The organism is Microbacterium sp. WCS2018Hpa-23 (genome assembly GCF_031843845.1).
Taxonomy (GTDB): domain Bacteria; phylum Actinomycetota; class Actinomycetes; order Actinomycetales; family Microbacteriaceae; genus Microbacterium.
In genome coordinates this window covers 359728-381024 of sequence record NZ_JAVTIZ010000001.1, presented here as the reverse complement: position 1 = coordinate 381024, position 21297 = coordinate 359728, and the positions used below count along the sequence as shown (strand labels likewise).

The 21297-nt window shown below is 67.9% G+C and carries 17 protein-coding genes and 1 tRNA gene; 5 read left to right on the top strand and 13 right to left on the bottom strand.

Going from position 1 to position 21297, the window contains the following annotated elements:
• Positions 1 to 32: 32 nt before the first annotated feature.
• Complete coding sequence (locus RQG77_RS01740; protein ID WP_311243156.1) at positions 33 to 1106, bottom strand: glycosyltransferase; 1074 nt, start codon at positions 1104 to 1106, stop codon at positions 33 to 35.
• Between the two features lie 107 nt (positions 1107 to 1213).
• On the opposite strand from RQG77_RS01740, the gene RQG77_RS01735 reads away from it, so the two are divergent.
• Positions 1214 to 2974, top strand: a complete 1761-nt coding sequence (locus RQG77_RS01735; protein WP_311243155.1) for a DUF4012 domain-containing protein — start codon at positions 1214 to 1216, stop codon at positions 2972 to 2974.
• A gap of 143 nt (positions 2975 to 3117) precedes the next feature.
• Positions 3118 to 3699, top strand: a complete 582-nt coding sequence (locus RQG77_RS01730) for a hypothetical protein (RefSeq protein ID WP_311243154.1) — start codon at positions 3118 to 3120, stop codon at positions 3697 to 3699.
• Between the two features lie 276 nt (positions 3700 to 3975).
• On the opposite strand, the gene RQG77_RS01725 is transcribed toward RQG77_RS01730, so the two are convergent.
• From RQG77_RS01725 to RQG77_RS01700, 6 genes are all read right to left on the bottom strand, one after another.
• A complete protein-coding gene (locus RQG77_RS01725) occupies positions 3976 to 5430 on the bottom strand; it encodes an LCP family protein (RefSeq protein WP_311243153.1) in 1455 nt (484 codons plus the stop codon).
• Complete coding sequence (gene purE / locus RQG77_RS01720) at positions 5427 to 5894, bottom strand: 5-(carboxyamino)imidazole ribonucleotide mutase (RefSeq protein WP_311243462.1); 468 nt, start codon at positions 5892 to 5894, stop codon at positions 5427 to 5429. Before purE ends, RQG77_RS01725 begins: the two co-directional genes overlap by 4 nt.
• Positions 5895 to 6002: 108 nt before the next feature.
• Positions 6003 to 7127 (bottom strand): 5-(carboxyamino)imidazole ribonucleotide synthase, encoded by a 1125-nt coding sequence (locus RQG77_RS01715; RefSeq protein ID WP_311243152.1) that lies wholly within the window; start codon positions 7125 to 7127, stop codon positions 6003 to 6005.
• 119 nt (positions 7128 to 7246) lie between these two features.
• Entirely contained in the window at positions 7247 to 7801 is a 555-nt protein-coding gene (locus RQG77_RS01710; protein WP_396653374.1) for a PH domain-containing protein, read from the bottom strand.
• Positions 7802 to 7859: 58 nt separating this feature from the next.
• The gene (locus RQG77_RS01705; RefSeq protein WP_311243151.1) at positions 7860 to 8582 is read right to left on the bottom strand and encodes a biotin--[acetyl-CoA-carboxylase] ligase; all 723 of its coding nucleotides are present in this window, start codon (positions 8580 to 8582) and stop codon (positions 7860 to 7862) included.
• 44 nt (positions 8583 to 8626) lie between these two features.
• Entirely contained in the window at positions 8627 to 9910 is a 1284-nt protein-coding gene (locus RQG77_RS01700) for a CDP-glycerol glycerophosphotransferase family protein (protein ID WP_311243150.1), read from the bottom strand.
• Between the two features lie 152 nt (positions 9911 to 10062).
• Here RQG77_RS01700 and RQG77_RS01695 point away from each other — a divergent pair, with 152 nt between their 5' ends.
• Positions 10063 to 11088: a glycosyltransferase family 2 protein gene (locus RQG77_RS01695; RefSeq protein WP_311243460.1), complete on the top strand. Its 1026-nt coding sequence runs from the start codon at positions 10063 to 10065 to the stop codon at positions 11086 to 11088.
• A gap of 89 nt (positions 11089 to 11177) precedes the next feature.
• On the opposite strand, the gene RQG77_RS01690 is transcribed toward RQG77_RS01695, so the two are convergent.
• Genes RQG77_RS01690 through RQG77_RS01680 form a run of 3 tightly spaced genes read right to left on the bottom strand, consistent with a single transcriptional unit; the run spans position 11178 to position 15552 of the window.
• A complete protein-coding gene (locus RQG77_RS01690; protein WP_311243149.1) occupies positions 11178 to 12614 on the bottom strand; it encodes a CDP-glycerol glycerophosphotransferase family protein in 1437 nt (478 codons plus the stop codon).
• Complete coding sequence (locus tag RQG77_RS01685) at positions 12611 to 13864, bottom strand: CDP-glycerol glycerophosphotransferase family protein (RefSeq protein WP_311243148.1); 1254 nt, start codon at positions 13862 to 13864, stop codon at positions 12611 to 12613. Before RQG77_RS01685 ends, RQG77_RS01690 begins: the two co-directional genes overlap by 4 nt.
• A gap of 53 nt (positions 13865 to 13917) precedes the next feature.
• The gene (locus RQG77_RS01680) at positions 13918 to 15552 is read right to left on the bottom strand and encodes a trypsin-like peptidase domain-containing protein (RefSeq protein WP_311243147.1); all 1635 of its coding nucleotides are present in this window, start codon (positions 15550 to 15552) and stop codon (positions 13918 to 13920) included.
• A gap of 100 nt (positions 15553 to 15652) precedes the next feature.
• Between RQG77_RS01680 and RQG77_RS01675 the strand changes: the two genes are divergently transcribed.
• A complete protein-coding gene (locus tag RQG77_RS01675; RefSeq protein ID WP_311243146.1) occupies positions 15653 to 16852 on the top strand; it encodes an aminotransferase class I/II-fold pyridoxal phosphate-dependent enzyme in 1200 nt (399 codons plus the stop codon).
• Positions 16853 to 16879: 27 nt separating this feature from the next.
• Here the strand turns inward: RQG77_RS01675 and RQG77_RS01670 are convergent, their stop codons facing one another.
• Complete coding sequence (locus tag RQG77_RS01670) at positions 16880 to 17692, bottom strand: carbon-nitrogen hydrolase family protein (RefSeq protein ID WP_311243145.1); 813 nt, start codon at positions 17690 to 17692, stop codon at positions 16880 to 16882.
• Positions 17693 to 17784: 92 nt separating this feature from the next.
• On the opposite strand from RQG77_RS01670, the gene RQG77_RS01665 reads away from it, so the two are divergent.
• Positions 17785 to 17858, top strand: a tRNA-Met gene (locus RQG77_RS01665).
• Positions 17859 to 17924: 66 nt separating this feature from the next.
• Here RQG77_RS01665 and RQG77_RS01660 read toward each other — a convergent pair.
• Both RQG77_RS01660 and RQG77_RS01655 read right to left on the bottom strand, forming a co-directional pair.
• On the bottom strand, positions 17925 to 18182 hold the full coding sequence (locus RQG77_RS01660) for a hypothetical protein (RefSeq protein ID WP_311243144.1): 258 nt from the start codon (positions 18180 to 18182) through the stop codon (positions 17925 to 17927).
• A gap of 176 nt (positions 18183 to 18358) precedes the next feature.
• Positions 18359 to 21253 (bottom strand): UPF0182 family protein, encoded by a 2895-nt coding sequence (locus RQG77_RS01655; RefSeq protein WP_311243143.1) that lies wholly within the window; start codon positions 21251 to 21253, stop codon positions 18359 to 18361.
• Positions 21254 to 21297: the final 44 nt, after the last annotated feature.

The window sequence follows — 21297 nt, the reverse complement described above, 5'->3', positions numbered from 1 at the left end:
GTCGCTCCAAGACACAGCCCGCATTCAGCCGGTCAAAGATCGGCGTGCAGGCCCCACACGCGCTCGGCAGCGCCGAGCCACGAGAACGATCTCGAACGATCCGCACCCAGCACACTGAGGCGTCTGGCCCCGTCGCCGACGGCATCCTCGACTGCCGAAGGGACATCGGAAGGGTCCACGACCACGCCGCCGTCCGCGATCACGTCTCGGTGCACTCCGCTCTCGACGGCGACCACCGGCACACCGAGGGTCATGGCCTCGATCACACGCCATGGCCAGGCCGCGAGCGCGCTCGTCGCCACCAGCGCCGATGCACCCGCGAACACCGCTGCCCGGTCGTCCGCCGAAAGCGGGCCGCGCACGTGCGCACGTGATTCGGGCAGCCCGGCGGCCGCTGCGATCTCTGCGAACCGCGGCTCGGCTCCCTCCGGCGCATCGAGGACGACCGCCTCCTTGCCGGATGCGACAGCGGCGCGGAATCCGGCATCCAGCGACTCCGCAGTACCGGTCAGCACCACATAGCCGGAGGGCAGCGACAGTGAGGCGCGACGCGCGACCGCATCGAGCGGGACGACGAAGCCCGTGGGAGCAGCACCCGAGATGACCCGGATGCGCCCCTTGAGCTTGACGATCTCGGCGAGCCGCTCCCCCACGGCGTGCGATGGCACGACGACCGCATCCGCGTGCTTGACCGCGCGCTTCAACATCGCGCGCTGCCAGGTGACAGCGGCCTTAGGCAGCGCATTGGGCGACTCCCACGCGTGCAGATCCCACAGGGTGACCGTCGTCTGGTCATGATCGTGCACCCGATCATGTCGCACGAGAGGCGCCATCAAGGTCGCGGAGTGGATGAGGCCACCCCCGACTCCCGGAACGATCCCTAGCTGCCAGGACGCGGCGAGCTCGCGTCGCGCGAGAGAGAGCCTGCGCACGTCGGCGAGGCCGGGGATGCGCACCTCGGAGCCTGCCGGGATGATCGCCTCCACAGCGCAACCGGACGGGGCCGTCGACACGAGGGCCGTCGCGAGATCCGATGCCGCCGACGCGTGATCCGGATCGACCACATGCGTCAGTTGATCCAGTACAACACGCAGCCGAGCACCCATGCGACAACAGTAGTCGTCAGAGGCTGAACAACCCGGGAGCGTGACCGTGCATGACCCGGGTAGACCCCGCTCACCCTCGATATGCCGCTTCATGCTTGAATGCAGGAGTGAGTGACGGACGCCTACCTGTACGTCGTCGGTGGTTGCGGTGGACCATCGGCGTGATCGTGACGTTCCTCGTGCTCGCGATCGGGTGGGTGACGATCCGCGGCATCGGCGCGGTGAACGATCTGCAGCAGGTAGCGACGTCATCGTCCACGCTCAAGGAAGCCATAGGCCAGGGAGACCTCGACAAGGCCGCCTCGCTGTCGAAGAGAATCGCGCACCACGCGGGATCGGCGCACGACCTCACATCGGATCCGATCTGGACCGCGTTCGGATACATACCCTGGATCGGCCCGAACTTCACGGCGGTGAGCGACGTCGCCGAGATAGCCGACGATATCGCCGCCGACGCACTGATCCCCGTGCTCGAGGTGGCCGGCGAACTCGATCTGGCCAGCCTGGGGTTCTCAGGGGGTGTCGTCGACCTCGCGCCGTTCACGCTCATCGAGCCGCCTCTGGCCGAGGCGAGCACGACGTTGAGCGGCGCAGAGGACAGAGCACTCGAGATCGACGCGGATGCCACGCTGCCGCCCCTCGCCGAGGCGGTTCGGGAGATGCAGTCCACCGTCACGCAGGCGGCGACCGTCGTGGGCTCACTGCACGGTGCCGCTGCGCTGCTTCCGACGATGCTCGGAGCGGAGGGCCCGCGGAACTACGTCATCGCCATGCAGAACAACGCCGAACTGCGCTCCTCCGGAGGGATCATCGGGGCCATAGCCCTGATCCATGCCGAGAACGGGCGCATCAGCCTCGTCCAGCAGGCGTCCACGCTGGACTTCCCCGCTCTCGAGACCGCCCTGCCTCTCAGCGATTCGACCATCGCGCTCTTCGAGGACAGGCCGGGGCGGTACCTGCAGAACATCACCAACATCCCCGACTTCTCGGAGGCCGGTCCTGCCATCGCCAGCCGCTGGCAGCTGCGCTACGGCACGCCGATCGACGGAGTGATCGCGGTGGACGCCGTGATGACCAAACATCTTCTCGCGGCCACGGGGCCGCTTCCGTTCGGACCGTTCACCGTCGACAAGAACAACGTCGTGCCCCTGCTCCTCTCCGAGATCTACGCCGCCGTCCCCGACCCCGCCGCGCAGGACCAGATCTTCGCTCAGGCGGCCGGAGCGATGTTCGGAGCCGCACTGTCGGGGACGGACCCCCAGAACCTCGTCGCCGCCCTCGCGACGTCGGCGGACGAAGACCGCATCCGCATCTGGAGCGCGCACGAGGACGAGCAGCAGATGCTCGCGTCCACGTCCCTCGGAGGGGCGCTCCCGGCCGACGACACCGAGACCCACGTCGGCGTGCTGTTCAACGACACCACGGGCGGGAAGATGGACTACTACGCAGGCGCGACGATCACGACCGCAGTGGGCACCTGCGACGGCGAGCCGACGACGCAGGTCAGGGTGACGTGGACCAACGACGCTCCCGCGGATGCCGCGACGTCGCTGCCGCCCTACGTCACCGCAGACGGGATGTACGGAGTGCCGGCGGGATCGACGCGCACTCTCGTGACCGTGTACGGGCCCGAAGGCGCGACCCCTTCGCACATCGACCGTGACGGGACCGAGGAGAGCGTGCAGACCGCCCTCCTGGGCGAGCGTTCCGCCGTGCAGCACGAGGTCCTGTTGGCACCGGGAGAGTCATCGACGATCACCGTCGAATATCAAGGGACAGGGGCCGGAGAGCGCCTCACGGTCGTCGACCACACCCCGATGACTAGCACCCCCGACATCTCTCGGGAACAACTGCGTTGCGCATCGTGACTTTCCCGATCCGATGATGTAGGGTCAATTCCACTGGGGAATATCTGAGTTCTGCAATTCTGTCGTGGGGACAGGATGAGCTCACGCAGTCGGATGCAGGGGTGTATCCGAAGGCGATTCCGCGTGTATTTCTGGGGAGAATCATGCTGAAGAAACTGGCTGCAATCAGCCTTACCGCTGGCGCGCTCGTGCTCATGGCACCGGCTGTCGCCTCTGCCGCACCGGCCGTTCCGGCCGAGTCCGACTCATACTCGGGCACACCTCGGGTGGGCGTCGATGACCCGATCATCGACATCTGCGACGTGTCGACCGTCGCCTTCGGCGCAGGATACTTCCTGCCGTCTGAGAACGTCGGCGTGTCCGTCTCGGGATTCAACGCCGGCGACTCCGCGGTATCGGGTAACACGGCGGCTGCCGATGGCAGCCTCCTCGTCACCTTCCGCCCGCCGTCCGACGGCGAGGGCTCGTACTCGCTCGCCTTCACCGGCTCGCGTTCGTACACAGCGACCATCACGGTCACGGACGGACACGATGCCGCGATGAGCTGCGACCACGACCCCGGGGTCGCGGCTGCAGGAACAGAGATGCCGCTCACCGGTGGCGGGCTCGAGCTCGCACTCACCGGTGGCAGCGTATCGCCATGGGTTCTCGGCGGTGGAGCCGCTGCGCTGGTCGCAGGCGGAGCGCTCATCGCCACAGGAGCTGCGCGCCGCAAGCGCGCCTAGGTCAGATCCCCGCTTGCGGGGGTCGACTGGACGACGGTGGTCCCTCCCCCTCCGATCACCGTCGTCTGGCGAATCCGGTATCGCACCGGAGGCCCACGGCAGCCCCCTTCACTCTCAGGTGGCGGCCGTGGGCTTGTTCATGCCACCTGGGCGAGACCGTCACTCCGACCCGGGATGCGGTGCTGATCCGCGCCCACCAGGTCCACCGGCATCAAAGACCGCGCCTACGCAGCGGAGCCTCGCGCTCATCCCCTGCACCCGTCAGCGCCGGCCTGTTCAGGGCGTCGGGGTCGGGGTCTCCGTCGGCGGGTGCAGCGTCTGCTGCATCAGGTCGTGGATATACGCGTAATCAGGTGTGTGCTCGTCCACGCCGTTCTCGGGGGTGAGCTCGATCGACGTGATCGTCTGCTCCTTGGCCTTCGTCATCAGATCGAAGAACTCGGGCAGCTTGTCCTGAGGCAGGTCGGTGCTGATGAGTGCGGTCCCCGCGGCGGCAACCTCGTTGAAGCGAGTGAGCACCGTCTGCGGCGTGAACTGCGCGAGGATCGCCTCCTGCAGCTCGCGCTGGCGCTTCATGCGGTCCCAGTCGCTCGTCGTGTACCGCGAGCGCGCGTACCACTGTGCGGTGTCACCGTTCATGTGCTGCTGGCCCACCTCGATCCACCCGATCGCCCAGGCATCGACATCGTATGGATCCGTGCCCTCCGGCGGGCCGCCCATCGGCAGTCGCTCCGTGACGTTGATGTCCACACCGCCGAGCGCATCCACGAGGGCCGCGAAGCCGTGCATGTCGACGAAGACGTAATACGGGATCTCGATGCCGAGAACACCCTCTGCAGCATCCTTCGTCGCCTCGATACCCGGATCGGAGCCTTGCGCCAGCGCATCGGGATAGAGCCCTTGGCCCTCGTCCTCTCGGCAGATCTCCGCGGCGTTGCGCACGTGGTTCATCCAGCCGTTCCATCCACAGGAACTCGAGCCGTGCCCCTCGAAGCCGTTCGGATACAGCGCCTGCATAGGGCTGCCCTCGCTGAACGGCGCGTTCGGGAGCTCGCGCGGGATGCCCGTGATGGTGACGGCGCCGGTCGTCGCGTTCACCGACACGACCGAGATGCTGTCGAACCGCATGGAGTCGCGGCCGTCTCCGCTGTCGGCGCCGAGCAGGAGGATGTTGTAGTAGCCCTCGCTCGGCGGCAGGCTGGGCCCGCTCTGGCCGAAGATCGTGCTGATCGTGCCGCGCGCGGTACCGACGTACGACGCCGCATAGCCCATGCCCGTGCCGACGAGACCCAGCAGCAGCAGGGCGACGATCGGAATCGCGAACTTCGACGGTGCCGGGATCCTGACGATCCGTACGAGCCGGAGCACGTCGAAGGTGAGGACGAGCCACAGCACGATATAGGCGATGATCAGCACCTGCACCAGCGTGAGGATCACGGCCGAGAACCAGCCGCCGCCTACCGTGAGCCACAGCAGCACCGGGCGTGCGAACAGAGCGAGGCCCGCCCCGACGATCGCCAGGAACCACGCCAGCAGCGTAGCTCCCAGACCGACGCGCCCGAGCCTGCGGTTGCCCGCGAGCACCTGAGCGGACCCCGGCACGAGCACGTTCAGCAGCACCAGCCACCAGCCGCGCTTCGTCATCGTCCCGGCATCGGTCGGATCCGGATTCCGCAGCGGGCGCGTCTCGATCAGCGGCCGCGCCGACCCGCGCGGCGGCGCAAGGGTCACAGTGACCCCTTCAGCCGTTCGTTCTTCTCCTCGACCTGAGCTTCGAGGTCGAGCGCATAGGCTTCGACGCGGTCGGCGAGGTCATCGTCGGACGTACCCAGGATTCGCGCGGCGAGGATGCCGGCGTTGCGCGCTCCCCCGATCGACACGGTGGCGACCGGGATCCCGGCGGGCATCTGGACGATCGACAGGAGAGAGTCCATGCCGTCGAGGTAGGCCAGCGGCACCGGGACGCCGATGACGGGCAACGCCGTCATCGATGCGAGCATGCCCGGAAGATGTGCGGCACCACCGGCACCGGCGATGACCACCCGGATGCCACGGCCACGCGCTTCCCGCGCGTACTTCATCAGCTTGTCGGGCGTGCGGTGCGCCGAGACGACCTCCACCTCGTGCGGGATCCCGAAGTCGGTCAGCGACTGAGAGGCATCGCTCATCACGCGCCAGTCGGAGTCGGAACCCATGACGACACCGACGAGGGGCGCTGCGGAGGAGTGCAATGGCTCAGTCACCCCCTCAGGCTACGGTCTACTGCTGGGAGAAACCCCGAACGGCACACCTCTGGAACAGCCTCAGTCGAAGTGAGCCGCTGCCGCCCTGGCGACGTACACGGCGTCATCGAGATCATCGCCTGCCACGTTCACGTGGCCGACCTTGCGACCGGGACGCGGAGCCTTGCCGTAGGTGTGGATCTTGGCGGTCGGGTGCTCTCTCATCGCACCGGCGAAGCGGTCGCCGAGCGAGCCCTCCTTCGGTCCTCCGAGGATGTTCACCATGACCGACCATGCGGCACGCGGAGCCGTGTCCCCCAGGGGCAGATCTGCCACAGCGCGCAGGTGCTGCTCGAACTGTCCGGTCACGGCACCGTCCTGGCTCCAATGGCCGCTGTTGTGAGGACGCATCGCCAGCTCGTTCACGAGGATCCGCTCGTCATCGGTCTCGAACAGCTCGACAGCGAGCATGCCGGTGACGCCGAGCCCCTCGGCGATCGAGCGGCCGATCTCGCCGGCCACCTGGACCAGACGCTCGGCGGCCTGCGGGGCGGGAGCGATGACCTCGGCGCACACACCGTCACGCTGCACAGTCTCGACGACCGGGTAGGCGACGATCTGACCACTGGGACGCCGGGCGACCTGCTGTGCGAGCTCCCGCACGAAGCCGACGAGCTCCTCGACCAACAGCGCCTCACCGTCGGCGAGACCGTCGAACCAGTCCTGAACCTCTGCGGCGCCACGGACGACGCGGACGCCCTTGCCGTCATATCCGCCGCGCGGAGTCTTGACGACGCCCTGGCCCCCGTGCTCGTCGAGGAAGGCCTGCAGCTCTGCGACATCGCGCACCGGCGCCCAGTCGGGCTGCGGCACTCCGAGTTCGGCGAGGCGAGCACGCATGACGAGCTTGTCCTGAGCGAACTGCAGCGCATCAGGGCCCGGATGCACGGCGACGCCGTCGGCGACAAGGGCTCGCAGGATCTCCTGTGGGACGTGCTCGTGATCGAAGGTGACGACGTCGACGCCCTTCACGAACGCGCGCACGACCTCGAGATCGTGGTAGTCGCCGACCGCGGTCGCGGCGAGCTGCGCCGACATGCCCTCGTCTTCAGCGAGCACCCGCAGATCGAGTCCGAGCTCGACCGCCGGGGCGATCATCATCCTGGCCAGCTGGCCTCCACCGATCACGCCAACACGCAGCGCCATGTGCCGCCTCCATTCGTCCTGACCATTCTCGCGCATCGGCGCGCGCACGGATCACACGTCTCGCGCTGATCCCTGATGGCTGATCCCTGAGCGCCGAGCCCTGAGGTGATCGTCGCCGATCAGGATCCGGGGTATCCGTCCGGCCCCGACTGCGCGTCGCGGTGCGCGAGGATCTGACTCACTTCGATCTGGTCGGCCAGCGCCTCGTGCACGAGCGTGACGTTGGGCACGTTCGCGAGCCGCAGAGGCGCGTCGACCCCGTTCGACAGCGTGATGGTCCCGACACCCCACATTCGCTGGAGCACGCCGCGGCGCACGCCGATCGTGTAGCCACGGGCGTGAGACATCTCCTGCCGGTTGCGCGCGCCGATGCCGTGATTGACGATGACCCGGCGCGTGGTGACCGTCACCGATCGCGAATACCAGACGACATAGGGCACGATCACGAGCAGCAGCACGAGGGCCCCGGCCGCAGCGAGCAGCATCCAGTTCTCGAAGGGCGACGGCAGGTTGTCGTAGAAGTACGCGGTGGCGCCGAACGCCGCGATCAGGACGAGCGCCGACCAGGACAGCCGACGCGCATGGGCCCTGAACCGCGCGATGAGCAGTTCTTCTGTGGGCACGCCTGGCGGTGGCATCGTCGGCCTTCCGCCGAGAGTCACGGGCTGGGTCACCCCTCCATTGTGCCCGCAACTGCAGACATCGGCGTCTGCACGCCCGGGCGTGTCAGAGTCACGCGGGTCGGACGTGCACCACGTCGCCCGCCGACACGGCGGTTTCGATGCCGTCGCGGCGCACGAGAAGCCGCCCATCCGGATCCAGCGCCGTGGCCGTCCCGACGAGGACTCGGCCGCCGGGAAGCGACACCCGCACCTCGAGGCCGATGGTCGCGCATCGATCGGATGCCGCCTGATGCAGTCCGCTCGACACCGCGTCTCCCGCCGCGGCGAGCGCCGCGACCAGGGTGTCGAGTTCACGCAGATACACCGAGAGCAGGCGATCGGCATCGGCCTTTGCGCCCAGGACAGCGAAGGACGTCGCGGTGGGAACCGGCAGGTCGGATGCCGTCATCGCTGTGTTCACACCGGTGCCGACGATCACCGCATCGTGCGTGGCCTCGGCGAGGATGCCGCAGATCTTGCGACCGTCGACCAGCACGTCGTTCGGCCATTTGAGCGCCACCTCGTGCTCGGGAAGCTGCTCGGCGATGGCGTCGCCCATCGCGACCCCGGCGGCGAGAGGGATCCATCCTCGGGCGTCGACAACGGACGGGAGCCGCCGCAGCAGCACCGACACAGCAAGAGAGGCCCCGGCCGGCGCCGTCCACGTTCGATCGAGTCGTCCGCGGCCCGCCGTCTGATTGTCGGTGAGCAGCACGGAGAGGTGCGGCCACGCCTGCACGTCCACAGCCCGCTCGCGCAGAACCGCGTTCGTCGAGCCAGCTTCGGAGAGCACGTCGAGACGCGAGGCGACCGAACGAGAGAGGGGAAGGTCCACCGTCAGACCTCTTCCTCGTCGGCCTCTTCGTCGTCGTCGTCCTCGTCGGTGCGCACAGAGCCGATCTCGTGCGCCTGCCAGTGATCCCACTTCTGCATGAGCTGCTCGATCGCGGCATGGAACTTCTCGGTGGCGACGCCGGGCGTCGTGTCGCCGAAATAGTGCTGCACCCACATGCGGAGCCGGGCGATGGCCGCCTCGTCGGCGCGGACACGCTCGACCTCCGCCACGATGTCCGACGCGGCGTCGGCGCTCAGCCACTCGCAGTCCGAAAGATATCCGTTGGTGTCGATCGACGCGCGCTCATCGGCGGGACGTGTGATCATCAACGGCTTCCCCACGGCCAGACGGTCGTAGACCATGGCCGAGATGTCGACGATCGCGACATCGGCCGCAGCGAGCTGCCACCCGAGGTCCGCACCGTCGTCGTACACGTGCTGCGCCGTCGGATCGGCGGTGTTGGCCGCGGCGATGTCGGCGATGATCCGTCGATGCGCTGCGCCGTACGCGTCGTCGACCACACCGCTGCGCGGATGCGGGCGATAGATCACGCGGTGGCTGCCCGAGGCGAGCAACGCCGTCACCAGCGCCTCGCCGTGCGTCGCGATCGAGCCGTAGTGGGCGCTCGGGCGATCGCCCTCCCAGGTCGGTGCGTACAGCACGACGGTGCGAGAGTCGGGGGTGTAGGGCAATGTGCCGGAGTAATGATCAGCCTGGGGCCGACCGATCTCGATCGTACGGTGGTCGATGTCCCAGTCCCACAGCGTGCGGGACAGACGATCACGCGCGGCCTGGCCTGCGACGAGGGCGTAGTCGTACGCCTTGTACTGGTTCGTGGTCATGTACATCTTGTCGGACTCGCCGTGGTTGATGAACACGTGCCAGCGCCGCCCATAGCGGAACATCTGGAAATTGCGGGTGTTCTGGTTCACGTAGAGCACGATCCGGATGTCCTGCGCGGTGATGAACCGTTCGAGGTCGCGCACGGTCGGGACGAACGCCACAGGCGGACCGTCCTCGTCGAGAAGCTTGTCGGCTCCGGTGGCGGAGCGCGACAGCACCACCACGGGCCAGCGCTTCGCGAGCTCTTTCAGCGGGCGGTACCACTGCCGCATCTGATACATGTTGACCGCGCCGTCCGCGAAGTAGACCGCGACCTTGTAATGCTCGGTCGGGTGCGGCTCCTGGTCGGCCAGGCGACGCCTGACCCGCTGCACCGCCTTACGCGAGGCGAGCGCCCGCTTCAGCAGACGGTAGGCCTTCTTCGCATCGGACACTGCACCCATCCCTCCAGGATACCGAGTGCGGGCACCGCGCCCGACGGATGGCGTCGCAGCGCACGGCGTCGCGAATCAGCGAACGTCCGAGAAGCGCATGCCATGATCGTCATGTGCCTGACATTGACATCGACGTTCCCGAGACCGGGGTGTCGTTCGTCATGCCCGTGCTCAACGAGCGCGCCTATCTGGAGCACGCGATCCGCTCGGTGCTCACACAGGAGCTGACGGTGCCGGCTGAGCTCGTGCTCGCACTCGGCCCCTCCACGGATGGCACGACCGAACTCGCGCAGCGTCTCGCCGCGGCGGACGACAGGATCCGCCTCGTCGACAACCCGGCGGCGCACATCCCGGTCGGGTTGAACGCGGCGATCCGCGCCAGTCGCTACGACACGATCGTCCGCGTCGATGCGCACTCGGAGCTCTCACCGGGATATGCGGCGCGTGCGTTGGACACACTCGAGCGCACCGGAGCCGCCAACGTCGGAGGCGTCATGCACGCCGACGGACGGACACCCTTTCAGAAGGCGGTCGCACGCCTGTACAACTCCCCCGTCGGACTCGGCGGCGGCGCGTATCACGGCGGCACCCAGGAGGGCGAGGCGGAGTCCGCCTATCTCGGCGTGATGCGCCGCACCGTGATCGAGGAGGTCGGGCTCTTCGACGAGTCGATCCGCCGCGGCGAGGATTGGGAGCTCAATCTGCGCATCCGCCAGGCCGGTCACCTCGTCTGGTTCGATCCGAGCCTCTCCGTCACCTACTGGCCCCGCGAGAGCTGGCTGCGCCTGGCGCGGCAGTTCCGGGCCACCGGCGCCTGGCGCGGAGAGCTCGTGCGCCGCTATGGCCGCCGCAACGGCATCCGCTTCTTCGCTCCCCCCGCTCTCGTGGTCCTCGTCGCGCTGACCGTGAGCGTCGGAGTCCTGCAGCTGACCGGCGCGATCACCGGGCTGATCTCCACGATCGTCTCGGCCGTCGTCTACCTGCCGCTCCTCGCTTACGCGCTGCTGGTGATCGCCGTCGCGTCGCTGCCTGGCGGCGGACGGTTCCGTCAGCGGGTGTGGACGCTGGCGGTGCTGCCGACCATGCACCTCTCCTGGGGGCTGGGCTTCCTCGGTGGAGTGCTGCGCGGCGCCGGCGACACTGTCGACGCCTCGAGGCTGGGCACGCGCAACACGCCCCTCCCCTGATCCGGATCCGGATCCGGATCCGGATCCGGATCAGGATCAGGATTCGGCTCCGGCTCCGGCTCCGGCTAGGTCCGCATGACCGGGCGGGCTCAGCGGGTGATGTACCCCTGGTCGAGGATGCGCGCGACGACCCGCTCGGCCGCATGACCGTCGTCCCTGGCGTTGAACTGAGCCTTCCACGCGGCATAGCGCTCCGCGAAGGCACCCTCGTGCCCGTGGTCGGCGAGAGCTGCGACGAGTTCGTCCTGCGTGTGCACGAGCGGTCCCGGTGCCCGTGTCTCGAGATCGAAGTAGAACCCGCGGAGCTTGCCGCGGTAGTGATCCAGGTCGGGCACGAGGAAGTACATCGGCTTGCCCGTGACGCTGAAGTCGAACATCACCGACGAGTAATCGGTGATCAGGGCGTCCGCAGCGAGCAGCAGCTGAGAGGTCTGGGGGTACCCTGTGACGTCGATCACCCGCGCGCCGGCACGGTCGCGGTCGGTTTCGATCGTCCGAGAATGCCCCCGCACGAGCACCACCGAGTCGGTCTTCCTGGCGAGCTCTTCGGGGTCGATGAAGTCGACCATCTCCGTGCGGTCGTCACGCCATGTCGGCGCGTACAGCAGCACGCGCTCGCCCTCGCCGATGCCGAGGGCAGCACGGATCGCGGTGGGATCCCCCGTCACCAGGGCGTCGTTGCGCGGATACCCCTCGACCCAGACGGGCCGCCCGAGGAACGCGTATGCCTTGCGGAGAATACGCTCGGAATACGTGTTCTGCGCGAGCAGCACGTCCCAGCGACGGGACTCCTTGACGACGGCGGCCATGCGACGGAGATCGAATCCGGGCCGATGCAGCGCCAGACGCTTGAGCGGTGTTCCGTGCCAGGTCTGCAGCACTCGCTGCCCGGGCTTGCGCGCGAACCGACGTCGCAGCCAGTCGTTCACGATCAGCAGTCGCGCCGCTGCGCGGGCGCGCCACCATTCGGGGCTCCCCTCGACCACGGCGATCGCGCCGTCCGGGACAGCGACAGACAGGTCGACGACGCTCCAGTAGCGGACGACGTCGGGTGCCTGCGCCGAGAGCGCCCGGTCGATCGCCTGGGGGTTGCAGCCGACGCTGCGCCCGTAGAAGCTCTCGAAGAAGACCGCGTTCTCGGTCGCGCCCTGATGCGCGAGGTAGCGCCCTTCGAGCGTGGCCTGCCCCTCCGGCGACTCGTACGCGGGGTCGACCGGTGCGGCGATACGGGCGGTCGCACCGTCGACGGCCACGCGGACGCCGGTCAGCACCTCGGGACCGATGTGCAGACCGTCGAGGTCGACGTCGGGGATGCGGATCTCGTAGTCGCCCGCCGGCAGAGGAAGCTCAGGACCGCCCCATCGCGCTGCACGCAGCGGGAACGTGGCCTTCCACGTCTTGCCACCACCGGTGATGCGAGCATCGACTCGGGCACGCGGCCCGATCAGCTGCGCGGTGGCGGGACGGTGACCTGCCCCTGCGATGACCAGCGACTCTGCCGTCTCATCGATGCGGGCCGTCGTCATGCTGCTCCCTTCGGCGCGGGGATGCCTCGCGCACGGATCGTCTCGTACACGCGCCGGGTGTTGCGTCCATCACGGAACGCGTGCATCTCCGCGCTGAGCGTAGCGGAACGCTGCGACCTCGCAGCGAACACGCCGTCATCGTCCAGCAATGCCGACAGCTGCACGAGGAGAGAATCCCAGCCGGTCGCGGCGTCATCACCGGCCATATCCTGGAAGCGACCGTAGAAGCCTCGCGTGCGGGCGTACTGCTGGGCGTCTGGTGCCAGGTAGAGCACCGGCATCCCGAGCAGTCCCACGTCGTAGGCGAGCGAGGAGTAGTCCGTGATCAGGACGTCGATCGCCGGGAGCGCGGGCGTGATGTCGGGCAGGACGCCGGCCCCGAGCATCCGCACCCGTCTGCTCGGCAACGACGGCGCGTAGCCGCCCTCGCCGAGGGGGTGGGAGCGCACCAGCAGCACCGCGTCATGCTCTTCCAGCACACGGATGATCTGCACCCACTGCGCGGCATCCGGAACAGCAGGGTCGACCGCGCCGTCACGCCAGGTCGGGGCGTACAGGATCGTGCGCGAACCCGGTGGCAGATCGCCCAGCACGCGGCCGAGCAGCGCGGATGCGGCGGCTCGCCGCTCGTGCGGTTCGCCGGTGGACAAGACGTCGACGCGGGGTTCTCCGGTGACGACGACGCGCGCGTCGCCGAGCGCGAATGCGGACTCCAGGCGCCCCCTCGAGCGGTGCGAGGCCGCAGGCAGCACCCGGATCCGCTGAGCGGCACGGCGATACAGGATGCCGATCAGACGTCGGAGCACCGGCGCGCCCGGAACGTCGGGAACCTGGGTCGTGGCCGGCGAATCGAGTCCGATCCGCTTGAGCGGGATGCCGTGCCACAGCTGCACGACGAAGGCGCCGGAGATCGCATAGCGATTCACGTCGCCGAGACCGTGGGTCACCACGACGACGCCGGCACGCGCCGTGGCCCACCAGCCGCGCAGACCACCCTTGCGAACGGCCCGCAGGCCCAGGTCCGCAGCGTCGCGGTCCTCGCGGTCCGATGAGGTCAGCCACAGCGTCTCGTGACCCTCTGCCGCAGCGTGACGCTGCAGCGCCAATGCACCGTCGCCTACGCCCGCACCGCAGCCGAAGACCCAGCGGCTGCCCCGAGGCACGAGGAGCGTGCCGATGCGCCCGGCGAGGTAGAGAGGGATCCGAAGCAGCTTGGCCGCATTGCCGGAGCCGAAAGAGAAGGACGCCACCCCGCGAGCCTATCGCGGGGTGGCGTCCTTCTCTGTGAGCGGGGTGCCGAGGGTCAGCCTGCGAGCTCTCCGAGCGTCACATCGATTTCGTACTCCTTGCCACCGCGGATGTAGGTGACCTTCGCCTCGCTGCCGGCGGCGGCAGCGCGAACCTGAGCGGTCAGGTCGCTGGCGCTCGTGATCGGCACACCGTTGAAGGCGGTGACGATGTCATCGGCCTTGAGACCGCCGGCTGCGGCGGCGCCACCGTCGGTGACATCGGCGATGTACGCACCCGCGACCTCGGCGTTCTCGACCGAGGCCGCGTCGCGGACCGACGCACCCAGCAGACCATGGGTGGCCACGCCACCGGCGATGATCTCCTCCGAGACGCGCTGGGCGATGTTCGCCGGGATCGCGAATCCGATGCCGATGGATCCGGACTCCTCCGAGCTCCCCGAGCTGGCGATCGCCACGTTGATGCCGATCAGCTCGCCCTTGCTGTTCACGAGGGCACCGCCGGAGTTGCCGTGGTTGATGGCCGCATCGGTCTGGATCACGGCGATCGAGATGGACTCCGAGCTCTGCTGCGAGGTGTTGCCAGGCAGATCGAACTGGAACGGGCCCTCGCTCTGCCCGTCTTCCGGCGTCTGCTCCTCCTGCGGAGCGTCCTCGGACGACGAGTCGGGAAGTGCGGACGACGCGATCTGGATGCTGCGGTTCAGCGCGCTGACGATACCCGTCGTGACCGAGTTCGAGAGTCCGAGCGGAGCACCGAGCGCCACGGCAGTGTCGCCGACGTTGAGCTTCGACGAATCGGCGAAGTCGATGGGGGTCAGATCCGACGCACCCTCGAGCTTGATGACCGCGAGGTCGTAGATCGGGTCCGTACCCACGACGGTGGCTGTGAAGATGCGCCCGTCCGAGGTCGTGACACGGATCGTCGGGTCGGCGACGGCCCCGCCGAGGGTCACCACGTGAGTGTTCGTCAGCACGTAGCCGTCGTCGCTGATGATGACGCCGGAGCCGCTGCCGGCCTGGTCCGAACCCGCCACCTCGATGGTGACGACCGACGGCAGCGCCGCGGTCGCGACCGCGGTGGTCTCGTTGACCGAGCCGGGGTTGTTCACGGTGACCGTGTCTGGGCCCTGGGCGACCCCTGTCGAGCTCTGGTTCGAGATGCCGTTGAGGAGCGCTCCTCCGCCGAAGCCGGCGACGCCGCCGACGAGGGCTGCGGCGACCACGATCGCGGCGAACTTGACGCCGGTCCGAGGCTTCTGGCCCTTGACCTTGGTCACGCCGTCGACGGTCTGCTCCGGCTGAGCGGTGTGGATGCCGAAAGCCGCTCCGGGAGCCGCGGCCGTGGCAGCTCCGGGGTGACTGGGCGCCTGACCGGGTGAATGCTGACCTGGAGCACCGAAGTACGGCTGCGGAACCGTCTGCGCTGCCGGCGACACAGGGGCCGCGGGGGCCTCGAACACCGGCGTGGGAATCTGCGGGGCTGCGGCGGCGGACGCCTGGGGCGCGGGCGTCGACGCGAACGTCTGCGGAACCTCGTGTCCCTGGTTCGGAATCGACGCGGCTGCGATGCCGGGGGTCTCAGCGGCGGCATCCGTCGTCGAACGGTCGACGACCTCTGCTGCCTCGGTGGACGGCACCGCGTCGTTCGACGCGGGTACCGAGTGGTCCTGGGTGTTGTCTTCGTTCATGGTGTGTGCTCCTTCAACGACGCTCCTTCAGAATGGCGCGTGTATCTGTGCGTTTCGTATGGCGAAGATGAGTTTCACCTATGCCCTTAGCCTGTTCTTCATGAGTGTCATCGCAGGCGCATGGCGGCGCACAGCAGCGGGAGCCGGTCTGCTCGCCCCCGACGGAAGCGTCGCGCCCACCATCTTCGCAGAGATGTCCGCTGCCGCGGCCCGAACCGGAGCGATCAATCTCGGCCAGGGCTTTCCCGATGAGGACGGCCCCTCCGAGGTGCTCGACGCCGCCCGTGAGGCCATCGCCCGCGGGGCCAACCAGTATCCGCCGGGGCGAGGAATCCCCGATCTGCTCGAGGCGATCAGCGAGCACCAGCGACGTTTCTACGGACTCGAGGTGGATCCGGCACGCGAGGTGATCGTGACCGCCGGTGCCACCGAGGCGCTGACGGCGACGCTGCTCGCTCTGATCGACGGCCCGGACGACGAGGTCGTCGTGTTCGAGCCCTACTACGACTCATACGCCGCGGCAGTCGCCCTGGCGGGCGCTCGGCTGCGCACCGTGCCCCTGCGCGCCCCCGACTTCCAGCCGGACCTCGATCAGCTCGCCGAGGCCGTCACGGATCGCACCAGGATCATCCTGATCAACGATCCGCACAATCCGACCGGGGCGGTCTTCGACCGTGCGGTGCTCACCGAGGTGGTCCGGCTCGCCGAACTGCACGACGCGATCATCGTCACGGACGAGGTCTACGAGCACCTCGCCTTCCGCGCTCCGCACACGCCGGTGGCGACGCTCCCCGGGGGCGCCGAGCGCACGCTGACGATCTCATCGGCGGGAAAGACATTCTCGGCGACCGGCTGGAAGATCGGCTGGGTGCACGGCCCCGCGGATCTCATAACCGCCGTGCTCACGGTGAAGCAGTATCTGACGTATGTGAACGGCTCGCCGTTCCAGCCGGCGATCGCGGTGGGGCTGCGTCTGCCCGACGAGTACTTCACCGGGGCCGCCGCGACGCTGGAGGCGAAGCACGGGATCCTGGGATCGGGCCTCCGTGCCGCAGGCTTCACGGTGCACCCGCCGCAGGGCGGCTACTTCACCGTGGCCGACGCGTCCACCCTCGGAGGGACGGACGCGGCACAGTTCTGTCGTGAGCTCCCTGAGCGCGCCGGAGTCGTGGCGATCCCGCTCACGGCCTTCGTCTCCGAGGACCGGCGCGGTGACTATGCGGGTCTGGTGCGCTTCGCCGCGTGCAAGCAGGTCGCAGTGCTCGAAGAGGCTGCCTCACGCCTCGCTTCGAGCTTCTGAGCAGCCGTCGAACCGTGCGCTGGCTGATCAGCGCGGAGCGACCGAGTAACGGCGCACACGCAGCGACGGATTGACCGCGCGGACCCGATCGATCGCTTTTCGCTCGACGGCGGCGACCGCGATGCCCTCCGCCGTTCCGACCCCTGCCAGCACGACGCCCTGAGGATCCACGATCTGTGAATGTCCGACGCCGATCGGCGTCGGGTGGTCGGCGGCGATCACGTAGGCGGTGTTCTCGATCGCCCGTGCGGCGAGAAGGGTCGTCCAGTGGTGCTCCTTGAGCGGGCCGCGCACCCATTCGGCAGGCACGACGAGGGCGTCCGCGCCGGCGTCGATGAGCGTGCGCGAGACCTCGGGGAACCGCAGGTCGTAGCAGGTCATCAGACCGAACCGGATGCCGGCGAGCTCGAACGTGGCCGCGACGCCGGTCGCCCCCGCCTCGACCCAGTCGGACTCGGTCTGACCGAACGCGTCGTACAGATGCTGCTTGCGATAGGTCGCGAGGATCCCGTCACCGCGCACCGCCACGACCGTGTTGCGCACATGCGTCGAGTCGGAGGCGCGCTCGGCGAGTCCCGCCACGATCACGACGCCGTAGTCAGCGGCCAGCGCCGTCAGCGTCGACACGAACTCGCCGTCCAACGTCTCGGCATTCTGCGCGAGGGTCACATCCATCGGATCCACGAAGTAGCTCGAGTACTCGGGGAACACGATCAGCGTGGCGCCCCGCGACGCCGCATCCGCCGTCAGCTGCGCGATGCGTTCGCGGTTGTCCGCGCGCGACGCCGTCGGCGCGAACTGGCAGACGGCGACGGGCATGGCGGCAGAGGTCTCTGGCATGCTCCCCATCCTCCCGCATCGCGTCGACCCGGGCACCGTTCCCGGCGTCGATTCGCGCGCTCTCAGAATCCGTGATAAGTTTCTTCTTGTGCCGCGGGGTGGAGCAGTTCGGTAGCTCGCCGGGCTCATAACCCGGAGGTCGCAGGTTCAAATCCTGTCCCCGCAACAAATGAAAGGCCCTCTGACTCGGAGAAATCCAGGTCAGAGGGCCTTTCGCTTTCCTCGGCGAGGGTCAGCAGTCCCACTCGAGTGACGGATCCGCAGGCACGAGGGGCCGATCATCCCGCTCCTGGCGCGGCTCCACGGTGACCTTGACCCGGGTGGCGGCGCAGACCAGAACGCTCATCATGCCGGCGCGGGTGGAGAAGCCGACGAACGTGGGGCGCGTGCGGGCAGCCGTCTCGATCTTCCCCATGAGGTCGACCAGATCCTGCTCAGCGGTGAGCACGAACTCCTCGTCGTCGAACACTATGCGAGTGATGGTGCCCATCTGCTCCCCTTCGATCGGGAGACGCGAGATCGCCTCTTCTCTCGACGCTAGACAGACTCGGCGCTCACGGCGCGGGGGTTGCGTGGAATGCCCGAGCGTGCACCTCTCCGGCGAGAAGCCTCGGAAACGCGAATGGACGCCCTCTCGGGCGCCCATTCGACGATGTCACTGCGGGTTCACTCCCCCGACGAGCTCTCCAGCCCGAGAAGCGTGTTCACCGCGTCGGTGAGCCGCTTGTCCGCCTCGGCGAACTTCGTCAGGTCGCCCTCCTTGAGAGCAGCCTCACGATCGGTGAGCGCCTGCTGCGCCGCGGCGAGAGCCTCGGCCTCGGCGTCGGTCGGCGTGGTCGGCTCGGTGGGAACCTCGCCGGTGTCCGGATCCGGCTCGGTGGGCTCGACCTGATCGTCGCCACCCGTCGCACCGGCGTCACCGCCGAACAGCGTGTCGAGCGCCGCGGTCAGGGTGTCCTCGAACGCGACCTTGTCACCGAAGGCCACGAGGACCTTCTGCAGTCGAGGCAGCTTCGTGCCCTCGGACGACTGCACGTAGACCGGCTGCACGTAGAGCAGACCGCCACCGACGGGCAGAGTGAGCAGGTTTCCGTACAGGACCTCGGACTCTCCCTGCTGCAGCAGGTTGAGCTGCGGCACCACGGCCGTGTCCGAGTTGTAGGTGTTCTGCACCTGTCCGGGGCCGGGCACCGTCGTATCGGTGTCGATCTCGAGCATCCGAAGCTGCCCGTAGCCCTCAGCCTTCACGCCGGCCTCGGATCCGGCGTCCGAGTCGACGGCCAGATAGCCCATCAGGACGTCACGGTTGCTTCCACCCTGTGCGGACGGGATGAACGTCGAGAACATCGAGAACCGCGGCGACTCCTGCCCCGGCATCTGCATCGTCAGGTAGTACGGCGGCTGCAGGACCGAGTCGCTGCGCGGATCGTTCGGCGTCTGCCAGCGGTTGTCCTGCTGAGCGAACGAGCCCGCGGTGTCGATGTGGTACGTGCCGAGGATGTCGCGCTGCACCTTGAACAGGTCGGTCGGGTAGCGGACGTGGCTCATCAGGTCGGCCGACATGTCGCTGACGGACTTCAGCGTCGACGGGTAGATGTTCTGCCACGTCTGCAGCACCGGGTCCTGATCATCCCAGGCGTACAGGGTGACCGAACCGTCGTAGGCGTCGACCGTGGCCTTGACCGAGTTGCGGATGTAGTTGATCTCGTCGATCGCGAGTGTCGGCGACGGGAGGTTCGAGTCGGCGATCGCATCCGACAGGCTCACGTTCGTCGAGTACGGGTACGTGGAACTCGTCGTGTACCCGTCGATGATCCAGACGATCTTGCCGTCCACGACGCTCGGGTACGGGTCGCTGTCGAGTTCGAGGTACGGTGCGACCTTCTGCACGCGCGTCTTGGGATCGCGGTCGTACAGAATCTGCGAGTCGTCGTTCACGAGGTTCGAGAAGAGGATCTGCTCCGACTGGAACTTGAGCGCGTACAGGAGCTTCGTGAAGGTGTTGCCGATCTGCGGCCCGCCATCGCCCTCGAACGTCGTCTTCGTCTCGCTCGCGCCGTCCTTGCCTCGCGGGTAATCGATCTCGACGGGATCGGTTCCGTCGGGAGCGCCGACGATCGAGTACTCGGGAGAGTTCTCACCGAAGTAGACACGGGGCTCGAAGTTCTCCTGGTCGGTGAGGAAGCCCGACGAAGGGATGCCTCGTTCGAGGAACACAGGCTCTCCGTCGCTGGTGCGCTGGTTGCCTGCGGCTGCCACGAGTCCGTAGCCGTGGGTGTAGACCGCGGCACGGTTGTTCCAGTTCGTGACGTCGACGCCGTTCATGTCGAGGTCTCGGACCGACACGACCGTGTCCTGCATCTCGCCGTCGATCTCGTAGCGATCGACGTCGAGCTTCTCCTGGAACTGGTAGTACCCGCGGTACTGCTCGAGCTGACGCACGGCCGGGCTGATCACGTTCGGGTCCACGATGCGGATGGATGCCGTGGTCTCGGCGTCCTCGCGCAGCTGACCGGCTTCGGCATCGGTCTCTGCCTCGAAGGGGGTGGTCTCGAGGTCGGCGACCCCGTACGCCTCCTTCGTTCCGTCGATGTTCCGCTGGTAGAACTCCGCCTGATAGGCGTTCTGGTTCGGGCGCACCTGGAAGGTGGTCACGGCCCACGGGAAGCCGACGCCGACGACGAGCGAGGCGACGATGAGCAGCGCGGTCGCGGCGAGCGGGAAGCGCCAGCGGCCGATCACAGCCGTGACGAAGAAGAGGATGGCCACGATCGCGGCGATGATCGTGAGGATCGCGAGCCCGGGGATGGTCGCATTGACGCCCGTGTACGCGGGGCCGACGATGCGGTCGTCCTGGGCGACGAGCGTCTTGTAACGGTCGAGCCACAGGCTGGCGGCCTGCACCAGCAGGTAGAGGCCGGCGATGATCGCGAGCTGGATGCGGGCGGGCTTCGAGATCCGCAGCTCGCCCTGGCCGATCCGAACCGAACCGTAGAGGTACGACACGAGCGCCGTCACGATGAGCGTGAGCAGCAGGACTGCCGACACGAAGGCCAGCAGGATCGAGTAGAACGGCATCGCGAACATGTAGAAGCCCGTGTCCACGCCGAACTGCGGGTCGGTCGTATCGGTGGCGACGCCGTTGGCCCAGAGCCACACGGTCTTCCACTGGCTCGCGGCCGAGAAGCCGGCGAACAGGCCGAAGAAGATCGGCATGCCCCACATCGCGAGGCGGCGCAGCGGCTCGATGACCTCCTGGTACCGGTCGAGCTGCGAGCTGAGCCGCACGTAGACGGGGCGCAGTCGGTACGCGAGCTGGATGGCGACGAACAGCGGTACGGCCATGCCGAGGAATCCGACGACGAACATCACCGCCGTGGCGAACCATTGGGTGGTGAGCACTCCCGCGAAGCCCACCTGGTCGAACCAGAGGAATTCGGTGTAGAGCGACGCGAAGACGAAGAAGACGGCGATCAGCGCGGCGATGATCGCCAACGAGATACCGAAGATTCTTCGCGAGGTTCGGGGAGTGGCCGGGTTCGGTGCAGAAGTCGAGGTCACCCTCCCATCCTAGGCACGCCTTACTGTGCTGCGGCTGTCATACC

Coding starts and splice junctions, on each gene's coding strand:
- RQG77_RS01740 (WP_311243156.1), bottom strand. CDS start 1,106: ATGGGTGCTCGGCTGCGTGTTGTACTGGATCAACTGACGCATGTGGTC.
- RQG77_RS01730 (WP_311243154.1), top strand. CDS start 3,118: ATGCTGAAGAAACTGGCTGCAATCAGCCTTACCGCTGGCGCGCTCGTG.
- purE (WP_311243462.1), bottom strand. CDS start 5,894: ATGGGTTCCGACTCCGACTGGCGCGTGATGAGCGATGCCTCTCAGTCG.
- RQG77_RS01715 (WP_311243152.1), bottom strand. CDS start 7,127: ATGGCGCTGCGTGTTGGCGTGATCGGTGGAGGCCAGCTGGCCAGGATG.
- RQG77_RS01700 (WP_311243150.1), bottom strand. CDS start 9,910: ATGGGTGCAGTGTCCGATGCGAAGAAGGCCTACCGTCTGCTGAAGCGG.
- RQG77_RS01695 (WP_311243460.1), top strand. CDS start 10,063: ATGCCCGTGCTCAACGAGCGCGCCTATCTGGAGCACGCGATCCGCTCG.
- RQG77_RS01690 (WP_311243149.1), bottom strand. CDS start 12,614: ATGACGACGGCCCGCATCGATGAGACGGCAGAGTCGCTGGTCATCGCA.
- RQG77_RS01680 (WP_311243147.1), bottom strand. CDS start 15,552: ATGAACGAAGACAACACCCAGGACCACTCGGTACCCGCGTCGAACGAC.
- RQG77_RS01675 (WP_311243146.1), top strand. CDS start 15,653: ATGAGTGTCATCGCAGGCGCATGGCGGCGCACAGCAGCGGGAGCCGGT.
- RQG77_RS01670 (WP_311243145.1), bottom strand. CDS start 17,692: ATGCCAGAGACCTCTGCCGCCATGCCCGTCGCCGTCTGCCAGTTCGCG.
- RQG77_RS01660 (WP_311243144.1), bottom strand. CDS start 18,182: ATGGGCACCATCACTCGCATAGTGTTCGACGACGAGGAGTTCGTGCTC.